Origin of the sequence: Chitinophaga oryziterrae, assembly GCF_009758125.1 — a bacterium.
In the GTDB taxonomy this organism is placed as follows: Bacteria; Bacteroidota; Bacteroidia; order Chitinophagales; family Chitinophagaceae; genus Chitinophaga; species Chitinophaga oryziterrae.
Genome location: NZ_WRXO01000004.1, coordinates 29,678 through 48,735, shown reverse-complemented (window position 1 = coordinate 48,735; position 19,058 = coordinate 29,678). Strand labels below are relative to the sequence as shown.

At 45.3% G+C, this 19,058-nt stretch carries 12 protein-coding genes; 6 read left to right on the top strand and 6 right to left on the bottom strand.

The window, feature by feature from the left end:
- Positions 1-9: 9 nt before the first annotated feature.
- The gene (locus GO495_RS15245; protein ID WP_157300581.1) at positions 10-2,232 is read right to left on the bottom strand and encodes a helix-turn-helix domain-containing protein; all 2,223 of its coding nucleotides are present in this window, start codon (positions 2,230-2,232) and stop codon (positions 10-12) included.
- A 383-nt stretch (positions 2,233-2,615) separates the two neighbouring features.
- Between GO495_RS15245 and GO495_RS15240 the strand changes: the two genes are divergently transcribed.
- From GO495_RS15240 to GO495_RS15215, 6 genes are all read left to right on the top strand, one after another.
- Positions 2,616-3,131, top strand: a complete 516-nt coding sequence (locus GO495_RS15240) for a DUF4402 domain-containing protein (protein ID WP_157300580.1) — start codon at positions 2,616-2,618, stop codon at positions 3,129-3,131.
- A gap of 770 nt (positions 3,132-3,901) precedes the next feature.
- Positions 3,902-4,411, top strand: coding sequence for a DUF4402 domain-containing protein (locus GO495_RS15235; RefSeq protein ID WP_157300579.1), 510 nt, complete (start codon positions 3,902-3,904; stop codon positions 4,409-4,411).
- A 54-nt stretch (positions 4,412-4,465) separates the two neighbouring features.
- Positions 4,466-5,314: a fimbrial biogenesis chaperone gene (locus tag GO495_RS15230; protein WP_157300578.1), complete on the top strand. Its 849-nt coding sequence runs from the start codon at positions 4,466-4,468 to the stop codon at positions 5,312-5,314.
- A 12-nt stretch (positions 5,315-5,326) separates the two neighbouring features.
- Positions 5,327-9,001 carry a beta strand repeat-containing protein gene (locus tag GO495_RS15225; RefSeq protein ID WP_157300577.1) on the top strand — a complete coding sequence of 1,225 codons (3,675 nt, stop codon included), beginning with the start codon at positions 5,327-5,329 and terminating at the stop codon, positions 8,999-9,001.
- Complete coding sequence (locus tag GO495_RS15220; RefSeq protein ID WP_157300576.1) at positions 8,994-9,500, top strand: DUF4402 domain-containing protein; 507 nt, start codon at positions 8,994-8,996, stop codon at positions 9,498-9,500. The genes GO495_RS15225 and GO495_RS15220 overlap by 8 nt, the downstream gene beginning before the upstream one ends.
- A complete protein-coding gene (locus tag GO495_RS15215; RefSeq protein WP_157300575.1) occupies positions 9,466-12,084 on the top strand; it encodes a carboxypeptidase-like regulatory domain-containing protein in 2,619 nt (872 codons plus the stop codon). Before GO495_RS15220 ends, GO495_RS15215 begins: the two co-directional genes overlap by 35 nt.
- On the opposite strand, the gene GO495_RS15210 is transcribed toward GO495_RS15215, so the two are convergent.
- The 5 genes from GO495_RS15210 to GO495_RS15190 all read right to left on the bottom strand — a co-directional run bounded on the left by GO495_RS15210 (position 12,070) and on the right by GO495_RS15190 (position 18,921).
- Positions 12,070-13,290 (bottom strand): ABC transporter permease, encoded by a 1,221-nt coding sequence (locus GO495_RS15210; protein ID WP_157300574.1) that lies wholly within the window; start codon positions 13,288-13,290, stop codon positions 12,070-12,072. The genes GO495_RS15215 and GO495_RS15210 overlap by 15 nt on opposite strands.
- Positions 13,291-13,292: 2 nt before the next feature.
- On the bottom strand, positions 13,293-14,042 hold the full coding sequence (locus GO495_RS15205) for an ABC transporter ATP-binding protein (protein WP_157300573.1): 750 nt from the start codon (positions 14,040-14,042) through the stop codon (positions 13,293-13,295).
- Complete coding sequence (locus GO495_RS15200; protein WP_157300572.1) at positions 14,039-15,295, bottom strand: efflux RND transporter periplasmic adaptor subunit; 1,257 nt, start codon at positions 15,293-15,295, stop codon at positions 14,039-14,041. The genes GO495_RS15205 and GO495_RS15200 overlap by 4 nt, the downstream gene beginning before the upstream one ends.
- A gap of 12 nt (positions 15,296-15,307) precedes the next feature.
- Complete coding sequence (locus tag GO495_RS15195; RefSeq protein ID WP_240915240.1) at positions 15,308-16,654, bottom strand: TolC family protein; 1,347 nt, start codon at positions 16,652-16,654, stop codon at positions 15,308-15,310.
- 353 nt (positions 16,655-17,007) lie between these two features.
- Entirely contained in the window at positions 17,008-18,921 is a 1,914-nt protein-coding gene (locus GO495_RS15190; protein ID WP_157300570.1) for an alpha-L-arabinofuranosidase C-terminal domain-containing protein, read from the bottom strand.
- Between the last annotated feature and the right edge of the window lie 137 nt (positions 18,922-19,058).

The window sequence follows — 19,058 nt, the reverse complement described above, 5'->3', positions numbered from 1 at the left end:
AATTTAACTTCATTCCGTATCTATAGGATTCATCTTCTTGTAATAATTCTGTACGGCCCTGATCTCCGCCCAGGTAACTGTATCTCCTAATTTAGCTTTTATGGGGGAAGAAGACGCTACGCCCATTTCTTTTACCAGAGGAAGTATCAGAGAGATCTTCTTTTCATCTATGAATTTCCCCAGCTCCAGCTCCCCGAAAGCCACCGCATCTGCCAGATGACTTTCCACCGTACTTACGGCCAGCGAACGCTCTGTAGCGATCTCCTGCAGCGTTTTTCCACCCAGGAAAAGTTCCAGGCTGCCACGGCGGCTGCTACCTGCTTCCGCCTTCTTCTTTTTTTCCTTTATAACAGCTTCTTTTTCTTTTGAAGCAGGGCTGCGTAATGCACTGTAATCCGGTAATCCTTCATTGAATGTCAGTTCTCCGAAACGGGCATTTAAAAACAGCTCCAGCCGGTTCCACAGGAATGTTTCCAGGCTGCCCAGCTGTACAACGTACTTTTTGATCTTAGGAATATCCTTTACGATATCGATCTCACGCTTTAATGGCTTGATCAGGTTTTCGTAGATATCCTGTGTGAAATATGCGATCGCTTTCGTCACCCGTTCCTGTAGTAATGCCGTATCTTTGTTGACCAACACATCGTCTACCAATGGCTGCAGCTGCTGGCGGAATTTCAGTCCCACCTGATGCAGTTGCGCCGCCCGCTGTTGCAGGTTACGACTGAGCGTCACCGCACTCTCCATCCCGTTCATCTTCTTATCTCTTAACCAGGAAGCATGCAATTGAAGTTCTGTAAGGATCTTTTCTGCACCGAATAATTTCACGAGTTGTCCTGCCCAGAAAATCTGCTTCTGATTATCCAGTTCATCTTCCAGTCTGTCTGTGTTTTCAGACTTTGAAGAATACTCCTGCACCTGCAGATCCGTTCTGATAGCCCCCGGATGAATACGGGAATGCAGTACCAGTCCTTCAAGGGAAGTACAGCGGCTCAAAGCCACATACACCTGCCCTGGCGCAAATGCGTTCCCTGCATCGATAATAGCCTTTTCGAAAGTAAGCCCCTGGCTTTTGTGAATGGTAATAGCCCATGCCAGCCGTATCGGGTATTGTGTAAAGCTGCCCAGTTCTTCTTCATCCACACTGTTCTCTGCTTTGTTCCAGGAGTAACGGATATTGCGCCAGGTCTCTTTTTCCAGGATCAGTGTTTCCTCACTACCTGCCAGCGTTACTACTATTTTATCCTCGTTGATCACAGATTTCACCGTGGCCAGTTTACCGTTGAAATAACGGCGGGGTTCGGCCAGGTCATTTTTGATAAACATTACCTGTGCACCGGGTTTGATCTGCAACACCATATCCGTAGGCAGTGCCTTCTCACTGAAATCCCCTTTTATCTCTCCTTCAAAACGGTGCAGGTTGCCCTGCATCGCAGCCAGTCTGGCCGCATTGATCTCATCTGCACGCCTGTTATGTGTGGTTAATACGATATACTGATCACCTTCTCCGTTAAACCCTGGGTTGTAGCGCTGGTTTAGCTCTTCTAACTGGTCCCAGTCAAGTGTGCTGTTACGCACGCCATTCAGCAGGTCTATGAACGTAGCTTCATTCTGACGGTAAATCTTTTTCAGTTCTATGTACAGTGGAGGAGATTGCCTGATCACTCTGGCATCAAAAAAGAACACACTTTCATAATGTTCTTTCAGCATACGCCACTGATCATCCGGCATCACTGGTGGTAACTGATAAAGGTCACCGATATACAGCACCTGTACCCCGCCAAAAGGCAGCAGGGGCTGACTTCTGAAATGACGCAGAATAGCATCTATCGCATCCAGTGTATCCGCACGCACCATACTCACCTCATCGATGATCAGCAGTTCCATTTCACGCAGCAGTTCTTTCTTCTCGTAGTTGAAACGGATATTCCGGAACAGTGCATGTGCATCCGTTACCCCGTTATCTACACCAAAAAGGTGCGCACCGGATGGTACATAAGGCCCGAAAGGCAACTGGAAGAATGAGTGCATGGTAACCCCTCCTGCATTGATTGCAGCAACACCTGTAGGTGCGACTACTACCGTATTTTTGGTAGTATGCTCCTTGATATATTTCAGGAAAGTAGTCTTCCCTGTACCGGCTTTACCGGTTAAGAAAAGATGGCAGTTGGTGTGATTGATATAGTCTGCCGCCAGATGGAACATAGTATTTGAGGTATCCGGTTGTGGCATATAAATAATAAAAATTAAAGACGCCGAAATTAAGGAAAATTTGATCAATGGGTGGGATCACTTTTTTGCCAGGAACAGATAATCAAAATATTATTCGATATGAGATTAACATTAGAGTCTGCTTATCTATTGATTATCAACAAAGTATTTTTTTATATTGGAAAATATTTGTAATATGCATCGTCTGGTTAAGCAATAAGTGATGTTTCCACGAATGCATTCTTTTACCTGCATGAGAATGTTTAATTAAGCTTATATCCAAGAATAATCCATAATACATAATAATAAATCTTTATACTGAACACTTCTCCCGCAACCAGGTGATGAATGATCATGTCTATCCTCGTGAGTAATTATTTCTTACATCTGAAAACGTAGCGATCATGAAACCGAAAAACAAATTTCTCCTAACAATTTTCACACTGGCGGGTATAAGCACAGGCGTACATGCGCAGGAAACAGCCTCTGCTACAGCTACCGCCACCATTGTAACACCTATCAGCATAACGAAAAATGTTGATATGAACTTTGGCAATGTTGCCGTTCAATCCACCTCAGGTGGTACGGTGGTATTAACACCGGCAGGCGTACGTTCCAAGACAGGTGGCGTTACATTGCCTACTACTATGGGAAGCGTCTCCGCGGCCTCCTTTACGATATCTGGTACCGGCGCTTACACTTATACGGTTACACTGCCATCTACAGCTCATACTATCAGCAGCGGCACTAATACTATGACTGTAACTGTGTTTACCAGTACTCCATCAGGAGCAAATGGCGCGCTGACTGCAGGAGAACAAACACTGAATGTTGGCGCCACGCTGAATGTTGGCCCTGCACAGCCTTCCGGTGTGTATCTTTCAGATACTCCTTTTGATGTAACTGTAAATTATAATTAATCCATATCCTAAACTGAGTACGGTACAGATACCGTACTCAGTACTTTCAATTAACTCTACCTGATCAAATTATAGTTCTTTACATATTATAGTCAAAACTTTACAGGGAAGCAGGATTTCCTATGATGGAGTATCCACCATCAAACTGTGACATTAAAAATGTCCAGGTCATCATCAGTCGGAAACTCAGTTACAAAAGTAGCCGCAAAGAATTTATCCTTTTGCGGATTAAATATGAAATAAGGTATTCAGCTTATAAGTACCAGTTAATGTATCTACATAAGATAAGTAGAGCTTCAATGACCATAATTCACTTTCAAAAGAGCTAAGGTTACAATTAGCAACCCTTGACTATTTTTTATACGAATTCTCCCAATATGAACGCATAAATTTTGAACCACATCGTACCAGGGCTTACGCCATATGCCTTTTAAACAAGAGTGAATTGAAAGTCGAGAGGAATTAAAGTTTAACAATTTAACTGCTGCTTAAATTTTATTTGGCAGACTGAGGAAAAGATGTAAATTGCGATCTCAAAATTCACTTTTCCCCAAAATTTGTTTCTATCCTTCCCGGAATTCCTCTGAAGTTTCAATATTATTATTCATTTTAAACTAACCTCAATGAAATGATTGTCACTATTTTCAGCTGACCTTATTGTCATGTACTTATAACATGTACTCAGCATTCAGATTTTACCTTAATCTATTATTTGTTCTCTATCCCTTTTCGAAATCCCCCCAGACACAATTAATTTTAAACCAACCTCAATGAAGAAATTGTCCACACTCGCTGCTGGCCTGATTGCCATGCTATGTAGTACCACCAACACATTTGCACAGGTAACAGTTACTGCCAATGCAACAGCTACCATCGTTACTCCCATCAGTATTACTAAAACCGCTGACATGAATTTCGGGAACGTAGCTGTACAATCCTCTACAGCCGGAACGGTAGTACTGGCAACAGATAACTCACGTACACAAACAGGGGGCGTAACACTACCCGCTACCACAGGGACCGTTTCAGCCGCCATCTTTACCGTTAACGGAGAAAGCGCTTATACCTACACTGTTACACTTCCTTCTTCTCTAACAATTTCCAACTCCTCCATCAATATGACAATAAACGCATTCTCCAGCACACCCTCCGGAACGGGAACGCTAAGCAGTGGCTCTCAAACACTCAAAGTGGGCGCCACCCTGAATGTAGCTGCAGCTCAGGCGGCAGGAACATATACAAGTACTACTCCTTTTAATGTTACAGTAAACTATAATTAATAAAAGATCGTCATCAGGGACATTGTTTCCGGATGACGATCAATAACCTCCACTATGAAATTGGCATTATTGCAGAAAATACCTGCAGGGTTATTTCTGTGCATGTTTTTTTATTCCGTAACCACGGTAGCACAAGGTAATCTCCTGGTTACTCCTAAAAGAATTGTATTTGATGGGCCCAAAAAAACGCAGGAACTAAACCTGGCCAATATCGGCAGGGATACCGCAAAATATGTTGTTTCCATCATAGAGATCAGGATGAATGAGAACGGTACATTTGAAAGGATCACGGAACCTGATCCGGGACAAGTCTTTGCCAGTAAGTATTTACGCTTTTTTCCACGTAGCGTGGTACTTGCACCTAATGAAGCGCAACTGGTCAGAATTCAGCTTATTAATTACAACCAGCTGGAACCAGGTGAATATCGTTCACATGTATATTTCAGGGCAGAACCAGACGAGAAACCATTAGGAAAGGAAGATCCTCTTAAAGATTCCGGAACAATATCTGTAAAGCTGGTACCTGTTTTTGGCCTTACCGTACCGGTAATTATCCGCGTAGGTGAAAGCACGGCCAAAGTAAGTATTTCCGGTCTATCCTTTTCAATAGCCAGCGATACTACACCAGGGATCAATGTAGTTTTTAATCGTGAAGGAAACATGTCTGTATACGGTGATATTACAGCACAATATATTTCACCGCAGGGGAAGATCACTTCAGTGGGATTTGTAAGAGGTGTAGCTGTTTACACCCCTACACGTAAGCGTCAGTTCCGCATAGATCTGAATACGGCGCCAGGCATTAATTATCATACCGGCAAAGTACGGGTATTATATTCAGCACAGGCAAATGCGAAGACCAAAACGGATACACTGGCCGAAGCTGAGATTGCATTACATTAACATGCAACCATAATGAACATTCAGAAAAACAGATTGCTGCTTCTCATGGTCCTGTTATCTCCGGTAACTTCCATGGGACAAACAAGCTGGAAAGGCATTATCAGCACAGCATGGAATAATACGCTTAACTGGACCGCAGGAGTACCCACTGCTACCTCTGACGTTATTATCGGTGACGCAAATTTCACCGGGCTCTTCCAGCCTACCGTTAATGCTGTCGCTACCTGTAAATCGCTTACTATCGGCGCCGGTACAAGATCGCCGGTACTTACGCAAAGCAGCGCTCTTACAGTTGCAAATAATCTGACCATCAACAGTGACGGTAGCCTTTCCCAGGGCAACACGACCCTCACTTTAAACGGCAACTGGAACAATGCAGGCTCCTTCACTACCACCAATAATGGCGCTACTGTAATATTTGCGGGTACTACCAGTGAAACCATTGACGGAACTGCTACCACTCCTTTCAGAAGACTGACCGTCAATGCAGGAAGCACCGTAACCCTGAATACAAATATATCAGTAACCACCGCATTTGTTATGAACGGCACATTCATTCCTGCCGAAAATGCAACGCCATACCTGGTATCCGGTGCTGCTACCCTCACTCTCGGTGCAAGCAGTATACTAAATGTAAATGCCGCGACCTTTGCAGCTAATTACGGGTTAACCGGAACGATTACACTCCAGGCGGGATGTACCGTGGATTATAGCGCTACCCTGGTAAATCAGACCATTAAACAAAATCTTACTTATTCAACACTTAAAATAAGCGGCACAGGGATAAAAATACCGGCAGGAAATCTGAATGCGTTAAATGCTACCAGTGCTGCTACAGGAAATATTAACGTGAGTGCTGCTACGCTGGACCTGTCCTCATTTACGGCCAACAGAGGCACTACCGTTACAGGAGGTACGCTGACTGTTGCGAACGGAGCTGTGTTAAAAATTGGCGGGACTAATACCCTTCCGTCAAACTATAATACACGAACGCTTGGATCAACCAGTACCGTTGAATACAATGGCACTACACAGGCTATATCTGCTGCTACCTCTTATGGTAACCTGACCATTTCAACAGCAGGTACAAAAACTGCTTCTGCAGTATTGCACATATTGGGTAATTTTTCCCTGACCAACGGCACATTTGTACCCGGCAGTTTTTCGGATACACTGGAAGGCAACTGGAATATGACAAGTGGTACATTTACCAACACTGGCAGTACGATCGTCTTCAATGGCTCCTCCACACAGGATATTTTTTCAACCGGCGCATTTAATAATCTTACTGTTAAAAAAACAACTTACCCGGTCACACTATCCTCCAATATTACTGTAAATGGTATATTGAATTTTATCATTGGGAAAATACAAACAGGCGGCAGCAACAGCGTAATTCTTCCGGCTACCGGCAGCGTATCCGGCGCTCTGCAATCTACCGGATGGGTATACGGGAAATTACAAAAGGACATCGCCACCGGATCAAATGTGAGCAGGGTATTTGAAATAGGTGATAATGCCAGTTATACTCCGGCTACCCTGCTTTTTGCAAGTGTTACTACAGCTGGCAATATTAATGCCGTAGTGGGAACACCTGATCATCCCGGCCTGGGTACATCCGGCATCGATCCAACCAGAAGTGTGAACCGTTACTGGTCCTTTACCAATAGTGCCACTGTTTTTACTACAGCTTCAGCTACCGTTAACTGGGTAGCCGCGGATGTGGATGCAGAGGCAGTTACTGCAAATTTCAAAGCGGGTAATTACAACGGTGCTACCTGGTCACTACCTACTGTTGCATCACCTTTATCTACATCCATACACGCAACAGGATTAAGTGCCCTCGGAGATCTTGCGATAGGCTATCCTACCGGTGTTACATGGACAGGGGCTGTAAGCACCGACTGGTACCTTACCGGTAACTGGTCATCCAATTTTGTTCCGCTGAATACGTCCAACGTTACCATCCCCTCCGGCCTCATTCGCTATCCGCTTATCAGTACAGGTACCGCCACCACAAAGAATATCACTATACAGTCAGGTGCATCGCTGACTGTCTCCGGCAGCACATTACAAATAGCAGGCAGTATCAGCAACAGTGGCACTTTTACAACAAGCAACGGCACTGTTGAATTAAACGGCAGCACGGCCCAGGTTATACCTGCCGGTGCATTTACAGGAAACACGATTAAAAACCTTACCATCAACAATACAGCTAACGTCACATTAAACGGTACACTGCAACTTTCCGGAATATTAAAGGCTACAACCGGGCAATTAACTACCGGCGGTTATCTTACCCTGCTTTCTACAGCGGCACAAACAGCGCTGATTGATGGCAGCGGAGCTGGTGAAGTGATAGGGAACGTGACCATGCAACGTTATCTCGCTTCCGGCTTTGGCTATAAATATTTCAGTTCTCCTTTCCAGGCTGCTACCGTCAACGAATTCTCCAATGAGCTGGATCTCGCGGCGGCCTTTCCTACTTTCTATACTTATACGGAAGATCGTAACTATTCGGGGTGGACAACTTACACCTCCACTACAGGATCACTTACTCCCATGCTGGGATATGCTGCAAATTTTGGCACTGCTACCGCTCCTGTAACTGTGGATATGACCGGTGTGGTTAATAATCATACGGTGACATCCCCTGCCTTATATAATCATAATCAACCCTATACACTGGGTTTTAATCTTGCAGGAAATCCATATCCTTCTCCTGTTGACTGGGACGCTGCCGGTGGTTGGACGCGTACAAACATTGACAATGCTGTGTATTACTTCAACGCCGGCACTACCAGTCAGTTTACAGGCAGCTACAGCTCTTATATCAATGGCATTTCCAGCGATGGTATCGCTAATAACATTATACCTGCCATGCAGGGATTTTTTATACATGTATCCGATGGCACATACCCCGTAGCTGCTACTCTTTCAATCAATAACAATGCAAGGACCAACAATTTTACAACCGCTTTTCACAGGAGGGCAATGCCTCCATTGCTTCGGTTAAATACCTCTTTTGCTGATGAAGGTTCACCTGAAGATGCTGTAGTTATTTATTTTGATGATACCGCCACTCCCGCTTTCAACCAGGCCACGGATGCCCTCAAAATGATGAATACAGATCCGCAGATACCCAATCTCTATCTGTTGTCTAAAGATGCGGCAAAGCTTTCTATCAGGTCACTCCCTTATCTGCATGACAGCGCCAGTGTGCAATTAGGACTGGCATCAAAAAAAACGGGGTGCATAACCTTTACTGTACAGGACATGGAGCAAATGCCCTATGGCCTCCACATTTACCTTAGGGATGTTACAACAGGTATTCTCCAGGACCTGCAACGTAATCCGCATTACCGCGTACAACTGGAAGCGGGTAAATATGAGCAGCGCTTTTCGCTGGTATTCAGTGAGAAAGAACTGGTGAATCAGCAGACAAAGAACGAAACGGTCAATATATATAGCGCAGGGGGAAAAGTATCTGTGTACCAGGACCTGGCTCCGGGCGAAAAAGGTTATATCACCATCAGCAATATCTCCGGTCAGGTAATATTACGACAGGAAATAAGTGGCAATGGTTATCATCACCTGCAACCGGTATTCAGCAGTGGCGTCTACATAGTAAGTTGTCATTCGCAGAAGGGCCTCCGTTCAAAAAAAATATTCATAGGATATGAATGATTATTGTTCACATAAACTGATGTATGTAATTATAATATTGCTTTCAACGCAATTACCTGTATGCGCGCAACAGCCTCCCCCTAATACGATTTCCATTTATGTGAACCCATCCCAGGGATTGATGTTCGGTGCATTCTTCCAGGGTATTTCAGGAGGTACCATAACAATTTATCCAAATGGGTCCCGCGTTGCTACCGGAGATGTGATACAGGCCAACCTGGGCTTCGCCTTTTCCCCGGCGATTATTGAAGTAGAAGCGAATCCCGGCACGCTGGTGTCTATATTAAACGGAGCCGACGCACTGCTGGCGGGTAGTAATGGCGGCACTATGACACTACATATCGGCACAGCCAGCACAGGCACTCCTTTTATAACAACAGCAACACCACCTGCACGAACGCAGATCAGAATTGGAGGTATACTGACCATAGGCAGCCCACTGGCCAACCCGGCAGGCGCTTATAATGGAACTTTTTCAATCACTTTTATCCAGGAATAAAATGCCGTCCATCCCCAGGTATCCCGTTCCTCTTCTGCTGTTATTCCTATTTTTCTGCTCCACTCAGGCTTATGCAAGGGAAGAACCGCAATATGACGAAATATTGGTACCCTTAATGGTGCAGAATATCGGAAGTACAGAAATACCTTCGATCATCTGTAAAGATTCCATCTACCTGTCCATTTCAGATCTGTTCAATTTTTTAAAGGTCCGCAATTCCTTTTCACCCCGGCAGGATTCATTAACGGGCTTTTTTATTACTCCGCAGGCTGTTTTTCTTATAGATAAAGTAAACAATAGGATTCAATACCAGGGAAAATCGTTTACACTGCCATCGGGCGGCCTCTTTCATACCCCTACCGGATTATTCCTGCAATCAGATTATTTCGAAAAAATATTCGGATTATTATGCGTATTCAATTTCCGTGATCTTTCGGTAACCCTGAGTACAAATATTGAATTGCCAGCTATACGTGAAATGCGGCAGGAAACAATGCGCCTTAATATCAATTACCTTAAAGGAGAGATAAAAGCCGATACCACCATAGCCCGCAATTATCCTCTCGTTCATATAGGCATGGCCGATTGGTCCGTCATTGCTACTCAAAGACTGCCGGGAACAAGCGACACAAGACTGAACCTTACGCTGGGCGGCATTATTGCCGGTGGAGAAACCAATATATCTCTCAATTACAACAATTTTTCACAGGCACATCAGGAGACATCCCATCATGCTGTTGTCAATAAATCCTTTGATGAAAAACAGCAATATTACCGATGGCGTTATGCCAACAACGATCACCAGGCATTACGGCAGATAATAGCAGGAAAGATCTTTGTACAGTCAACCGCCTCCGTATATGCTCCTGTTGTAGGACTACAGTTCACCAATGCCCCTACCACCAGCCGGCGGTCTTTTGGTACTTACACACTCAGCAATTATACAGAACCGGGCTGGATAGTGGAATTGTATGTAAACAATTCTCTGGTGGATTATACCAAAGCAGATGCGTCCGGCTTTTTTACTTTCCAGGTGCCAATGGTATATGGCAATACACTTGTTAAACTCCGCTTTTATGGCCCATGGGGAGAAGAGCGGTCCCGCGAAGAAAGCATCAACATTCCTTTCAATTTCCTTCCCAGACATGAATTTGAATATACCGCAAGTGCCGGCATAGTGGAAGATGGACACAACAGCGGGTTTTCCCGTATACAGTTAAATTACGGAGCCTCCCCGAAAATAACAGTGGGAGGTGGAATGGAATATCTTTCAACTGTTACCAGCGGCAAAAACATGCCTTTTCTAAATACTTCTGTGAGAATAATGCCCAGCATCCTGCTCTCCGGAGATTATACCTGCAATGTAAAAGCCAGGGGCATTCTCAGTTACCGTGCGCCTTCAAACCTTGAGGTTGAACTGAATTATACCCGGTATAAAAGGGGGCAGACGGCTATCAGTTACAATTATCTTGAAGAACGGAAGCTCTCCATTTCCCGGCCTTTCAACAGCCGGCATTTTTCCGCATTTTCCAGGTTAATGCTGAACCAGGTCCTGCTGCCGGATACCAAATACACTACTGCCGAATGGTTACTCTCAGGCAGCATACTGGGCATTGGTACCGGCCTTACCACTTACGCCATATTCACAGAGCAGGCGCCTCTATACGCATATAGTAACCTTTCACTGTCTTTCAGGCTTCCTGCAAAAATGATGTCCACCTCGCAACTGCAATATGAGTATAATAATCACAAGCCCATCTCAATGAGGTGTGAATTGAGTAAACAGGTGTTCCATCATGGCTATGTGAATATATCTTATGAGCAGAACTTCAAAAGCCGGATCACCAATATAGGGATCGGATTCCGCTATGATCTGCCTTTTACGCAGACAGGGCTCTCCAGCTGGCATAACAACAATATGACAACGCTGGTGGAATCTCTCAGGGGAAGCCTGATATATGACAACAAAACGAAGTTCCTGGATGCAAATAACCGTATCAGTACCGGTACAGGAGGCATTATACTATTACCCTATCTGGACCTTAACTGTAACGGGCAACGGGAAGCCGGTGAACCGAGGGTGGCCGGACTTAAAGCCAATATCAGCAACGGCCGTATTCAATATAGTGATCGTGATACACTGGTACGTATAACAGATATTGAACCTTATACAAATTATCATATTGAGCTGGATCCAAATAGCTTTGACAATATAGCCTGGCAAATAAAAAAGAAGAGCCTCAATGTAGCCATTGACCCCAACCGGTTAAAACTAATAGAGGTCCCTGTTGCTGTATTGGGTGAAGTTTCCGGGAAAGTGTACCTTAACCGGGAAGGACAGGGACGGATAATTGTAGGGATCTATAACAGTGATTCCATTCTTGTTGCGCATATCCTTACCGAACCCGACGGCTATTTCAACTTTATGGGTCTTACGCCTGGCTCCTATACGGTACGCCTTGATAGCAGTCAATTGCTCAGATTACGGCTTTCCGCCTCCACTACCGTTATCCCATTTCATATAATATGCAGCAATGATGGCGACATGGTGGATGGACTTGATTTTCAGTTATTCGTACCGTAAGGCTTCTATAGGATCTAATCTGGATGCTTTTTGTGCAGGATAATACCCAAAGAATACACCTGTAAAAGCACATACTGCAAAGGAAAGAATAATAGAAGATTCTGAAACCAATGTAGGCCAGGATAAAAATATAGTAATGAGTTTAGCAGAGGTAATACCTAATGCTACACCTATCAATCCGCCCGTAATACTGATCATAATAGCCTCGATCAGGAACTGCATCAGGATATCAATACCTCTTGCACCAATAGACATACGCAGCCCTATTTCACGGGTACGTTCCGTTACAGATACATACATGATGTTCATGATACCAATACCGCCAATGACCAGGGAAATCCCTGCAATAGCTGTTAAAAGTATCGTGAGCAGATTACTGGTAGAGCTTAATGCACTAATCAGTTCTGCCATTGTCCTCACCTGGAAATCATTCTCATCACTGTTACGCAGCCGGTGCGTTTTACGCAGTATAGCAGTAATTTCATCTGTAGCTGCATCTGATGCACTTTCATTAATAGCAGACGCATAAATAGTACGGAAATAGATAGTAGCCAGTATTCTTTTTTGCACTGTAGTATAAGGTGCCAGGATCACATCGTCCTGGTCCTGCCCGAAAGAGCTTTGTCCCTTTGCTGCCAGTGTACCTATCACCTGGAAAGGAAGATTATTAAAACGGATGATCTTTCCTATAGGGCTTTCTCCATTCGGGAACAGGTTAGTCACTACCGTCTGCCCGATTAAACACACTTTTGCAGAAGCCCTTACATCTTCTTCAGAAAAAGGGATACCATCTGTTAATTCCCATTGGCGGATATCCAGGTACGAAGGACTCACCCCATATATCGTAGTGGGCCAGTTAAATGCACCAAAGATAGACTGACCACTGGAAATGGCAGCAGGAGATATAAAACTGATATTCGCTGCCTGCTTCTGCAAAGCCTTTACATCATCGATCGTCAATGTCTGCACACTGGATCCGCCTAATCTGGCCCCACCGGCCACATTACTGGAGGGCAGCACAGTGATCATGTTGGACCCCATACTGGACAACTGCGTTTGAATACTCTGCTTGGAACCCTGCCCTATCGCCACCATCGCAATTACCGAAGCAACCCCGATGATCACGCCCAGCATGGTCAGGAAAGCCCTCAACTTATTACGTTGCAGCGCCTTAAAAGCTATTCTTATGAGATTTAAGATATTCATAATCAATAATCATCTGAATGTGGCAATGATGCCAACGCTTCTTTTGCTGAACGTATATTTTCATTTGGAGTATCCCTCACCACCTTCCCATCCCGCAGCATCACAGTACGTGTACTGAAAGCCGCTATATCCGGTTCATGTGTCACAAATACGATCGTCTTCCCCTGCACCTGGTTCAGTTCCTGCATCAATGCCATGATCTCGTAAGAGGTACGTGTATCCAGGTTACCGGTGGCCTCATCCGCCAGTATCATCACCGGCTCATTCACTAAGGCCCGTGCAATCGCCACACGCTGCTGCTGCCCGCCGGAAAGCTGATTAGGCGTATGGTCCAGCCGGTCTGCCAGTTTCACTGCTTCCAGCGCTTTGATCGCTTTCTGCTTACGTTCGTCATAACTGACAGAAGAATTATAAAAGAGCGGTAACTCCACATTCTCCAGCGCTGATGTACGAGGCAGTAAATTATACGACTGAAACACAAATCCGATCTTACGGTTACGCAACCTTGCCAGCTCATCCCGGGATAATCCTCCTACGTTCACACCATCCAGCATATACACCCCTTCAGTGGGCTTGTCCAGGCATCCCAGCGTATTCAGTAAGGTAGTCTTACCGGAACCACTACTCCCCATGATCGTCACAAACTCACCCGCCATCACATCAAAAGACACCCCTCTTAAAGCATGCACCGTCTCCGTTCCCATGATGAACGCGCGCTTGATATTCTGTAATTCCAGGATCTTCTTGCTCATCGTCTTCTACGTTGTGGCATAAACGGACTGGAACCACTACTTGCTGCAGCTGCTGCTGCTTTCGTTAACCGTTGCATACCTGTGATCACTAATTCATCATCCGATAAGCCGGATATAACCTCTGCATGTGTATTATCATTCATCCCTATCTCCACTTTCTTCTGCAATAATGTATCTCCCTGCTGCACCCATACATAATTAGCAGCAGCGACCTTTGCATGATCAGCCGTTTTATTGCGTATCGTATCCCTGCTGCCGCCTGTTACCGGTTTGGAGCTCTTATGTTTCTCCGCTGCTGCCGGTGCAATAGCTATTACCACAAACTTTTTAGACATGGAAGAATCCGGTTTGAACATCAGCGCCTTCGCAGGTATCAGCATCACATTTTCTTTCTCTTTCGTATAAATAGTTACCGTTGCCGTCATACCAGGCTTGAGTTTCATATCATCATTTGGCGCACTGATGATAGTCGTGTACGTTACCACGTTAGAAGATACTGCAGGACGTAATCTTATTTCCTGCACCTTCCCGGCAAATTCATCATCCAGATAGGCATCTACGGTAAAAGATACACGCTGACTATCCGCTACATTACCAATATCCGCTTCATCCACACTTGCCTGTACCTGCATTTTAGTAATATCTTTTGCAATAACGAATAAGGTCGGGGTACTGAAACTCGCCGCTACTGTCTGTCCTACGCTCACACTCCTGCTTAAGACCACGCCATCTATAGGAGAATAAATATCTGCGAACGACAAATTCCTTTGTGCAGATTGTAAGGAAGCCCTTGCACTTTCCACACCGGCTTTAGCCGCGGTATACAGGTAATACTGGTTATCATAATCTGCTTTGCTTACTGCGCCTACTTTATATAACTGATCCTCTCTTTTAAACTGTGCTTCCTGGTAAATCAACTGGCTCTGTGCACTGGCCAGCGATCCTTTATTACGGTCTACTTCCGCCTGTAGCAGGATCTTGTCCAGCTCTCCCAGCAATTCTCCCTTCTTCACTTTGGAGTTAAAATCAGCATAGATATATTTCAATGTCCCGGACACCTGTGTACCCACGGCCACGGTATCTACCGGCTGCACAGCACCTGTTGCCGTTACACTGGTGAATATACGTCCGTAGGTGGGCTTCTGTGTTTCAATCACGACCGGCTGTTCCTGTTTTCTGAAAAAGAAATACCACACGGCAACGCCTGCCAGTAGTATCAATATTGCTATAATTACCTTCTTCTTATTCTTCATCCGTAGATAATTTTATAACTTAACGGGAATACCCCTGTAAAAATCGTAGATCCTGATATAGAGCGCCGAGCTGTATTTAGCCTGGATATAAGATTGTAACGCCTGTACATACAGGTTCTTCTGTTGCAGTACCTCCACTGTATTCGCGGCCCCTATCTTCAACTGTTCATTCGCGATCCGGTAACTTTCCTGCGTATAACGCAGTTGTTCCACCGCTGCATCATACTGCGACTGCGCATTTTCTACATTGATATAAGCCTGTTCAATCTCCTGAGATAAAACAGTGCGTGTATTCTGCAAGGTGAGTTGTGCCTGCCCTACTTCCAGTTTTGATTTCTCTTCATTCACCCTGTTGGCTCTCCTGCTGAAAATAGGAACAGATAACGTAACGCCTATCTGCTGATAGAAGTTATTGTCCAGCTGCTTTACATACGAGTAATAAGTGTTGGCCCCGAAGCTGGTCCCTATACCGGCTCCGGCGGTGAGGGTAGGTAAATACCCCGCCCGGACTTTCTGCAGTTCCAGTTGTGCGGATTGCACGCTCAGTTCACTGCTTTTTACTTCCGGTCTGTTTGCCAGTGCATATTGCTGTACATCCCTTAACGGAGAAAGTAGTGCAGCAGCCATCAGCGTATCCGGCTCTACTACTTCAAAAGCAGTATCCGTAGGCAGTTGCAATAACTGCTTTAATGTAAGGATATTCTGACGGTGGGTGTTTTGTGCAGTCACCAGTGTATACCTGTCATTGGCCAGCTGTGCCTGTATCTGTACCAGGTCTTTCCTGGCCACAGAACCTGCATCAAAGAAATGCTGTTCCTGTTTCAGTTGCGCTTCAGAGGTAGCCACCACATCCCGTACATACACGATATTTTCTTTCGCCAGGAGAATATTGAGATAAGCCTGGGTAATCTGTAAGGTGATATCATTTTCCGACGCCAGCAGGTCCAGTCCTGCTACTTTTGCCAGCAGGTCCTTTTGTTTGATATCATTTTTCAGATATCCCCCATTATACAGGGTAACAGAAGAACTGGCAGACGTATTGAACGAAGGTGTAAAATCTCCGTTACCGGTAGATTTCACATGCGTTAAAGTAGGTGATAATGAAGCGGATAAGTTGGGCAATACAGCTGATCTGGACAATAACTGGTCCTGTTCCGCACTCCTTGCACTTAAACGAAGACTGTTTAATGTAATGTTATTCTGCTTTGCATAATCGAGGCATTGCTGCAGGTCCCATCTTGTTATGGTGGTACTATCCTGTGCGTATAAAGGAAATGCCTTAAAAAGAATAAGATAAAGGATAAGCCTGCGCATGTGTTTATTGACCATATTAATACTTTTCCCAAAACCCTCTGCCATACTCGTCATTCTACACAAATAAAGTCATAAAAAGCGTGCCACAGGAAAGGGCTCTCATTTGAGGGGAATGTCTGATAATTATAACACAGGGATGGCCAGAATGTTTGTGGCAGGGGTTCTTGCAAACATAAAGCCCGCCGGTGGCGGGCTTTATGTTTAACAATAATTAATGTTAGTTAACAGTACTTAACAGTAGGCCGGATACTACTCAGCCTTCCCAATCTCTCAAACCTGCCCGCCTGCCTGTTCATCTATTCAATTTACTCAGTCTAACCCCACCGGCTCAACCTACTCTCCTTCATACCTCCTTCATGTCTCCTTCATGTCTGAAGCATATTAACCGCGCACTTTGTCTACAGGGAATAACTCATTACGAACAAATTCAGGGAATTCGGGGCCAGCACCACCTTACCCTTCTTATCTCCTGCTTTCTTCAGTTCCACAGGTTTTACCACCCCGGGATTGTCCAGTGTATTAAAATCCCCTTTGTCAGTAGCCGTCAATACCTGCTGCGACGCTATTCTATATCCCTTCGGCCCTTCCGGCCTGATAGTATAAGTCAGCGGTTTACCGGATGCATTCACCACCTTCAGAAACACCAGACGTTTGGCAGGATCAATCGTTGCACTGGCATACAGGCTATCTTCCCCGGCCAGCGTATGCCCGTTGCTCAATACGGGAACAGTTTGTACCCCCCTGTTATTCGCGAACAGCTTCTGTACATAGTAATTAGGCGTGCCTACAGACCGCAGGTTATCAAACCAGATCAGGTCCGGACGCCATTGCCAGGCATCCACATGTGCCAGTAAAGGGGCATAAGAGGCCATCTGCACCACATCCGCATTCCTTTCCAGTCCTGTCATAAATGCCGCTTCTGCCAGGGCGCTTCCCCAGGTATTACGCGTTTCAGCCCCGTCCTTCTCCTTATCCTTCACATGTGCGGCATACTCCCCTGCAAAGATCTTAGGCGCATTGCGGTCATAATTATCGTATCTGCGGGCATTTTGCAGGAACCAGTCGGGCGACATATAATAATGCTCATCCACCAGGTCTGCATGTGCCGCTTTCATCTCTGACCATAGGTAATCAAACCGGTCTCCATCAGGAGATGGCCCTACACTGGACACTAACCTGATCTCCGGATGTTTCCCCTTCAACGCCTTTTCAAAGAGTTTATACCGGGAAACATACTGACTATCCCACTGCTCATTCCCCACGCCCATCATCTTAAGGTTAAAAGGCGCAGGATGCCCCATATCTGTCCTTAATTTTCCCCAGCGTGTATCCACAGTACCATTTGCAAATTCTATCAGGTCCAGCGCATCCTGGATATAACTATCCACATCCTCTGCCACTTCTCCCGTATTATACTGACAAGCCATCCCGCAATTCAAAATAGGCAATGGTGAAGCCCCTATATCCTCCGCCAGCTGGAAATACTCAAAGAACCCCAGCCCATAACTCTGGAAGTAATCCCCCGGGGCCCTGTGACTGAACTCCGTATTCCAGCGGTTCACGATCTGCGTACGGTCTTCCACCTTTCCTACTGTATTCTTCCATTGATAACGGTTCGCCAGATCGCGCCCTTCCACGATACATCCCCCGGGAAAACGTACAAACCCCGGATGAAGGTCTGCCAGCAACTGCACCAGATCTGCCCTCAGACCACCGGGACGCTGTTTCCAGGTATTGGCCGGGAACAGGGAGATCATATCCACATCCGCTTCCCCCGAAAATGACACTTTCAAAGCTCCCTTCGCCACTGTCTGCACAGCCGTAAGGGATACCGTATATTTCTTCCATTCATTACCGGCAACAGCGATACTGCCATGCCCGATATCTTCCCCTTTTTCATTCACCAGCGCCACATTTACCCCGGCATTCCCACGCGCCCATATAGAAAAATTATACTGCTCATTCTGCGTAAGTCCCATTCCCCTGAAACCCTCATTCACCAGGCCCACTTCTCCCGTAATATGCGCATAACGGGGATTGGCCTTATTATCCGCACGGTTCACGATCAGTATTTTCCCTTTTTTGTCCGCCTGCTTCCACCCCATCAGTGGCTGCGTAAACTCAAAAGACCGGTTCTTAACCAGCTCCGCATATAATCCTCCATCTGCAGAGAAATTGATATCCTCAAAAAAGATCCCCCACATCGTTGGTTGAACAACCGCCTGTGGCTTGGAAACCTGCACAGTAATCGTCTGTGCAAAGGACATACAGCTAAAAAATAACAGATAAACGAAAGATGTGATTTTTGTCATAACAGCGGAATTAACCAGCAACAAGGTAATGACAGAATTTAACATACACAATACTTACAGCTATTTTTAATGTATATCTGACACATATACTGAAAGGTGAGCCAAAATTCAATGTCGTTTTAGCTAAGCGCTGTATA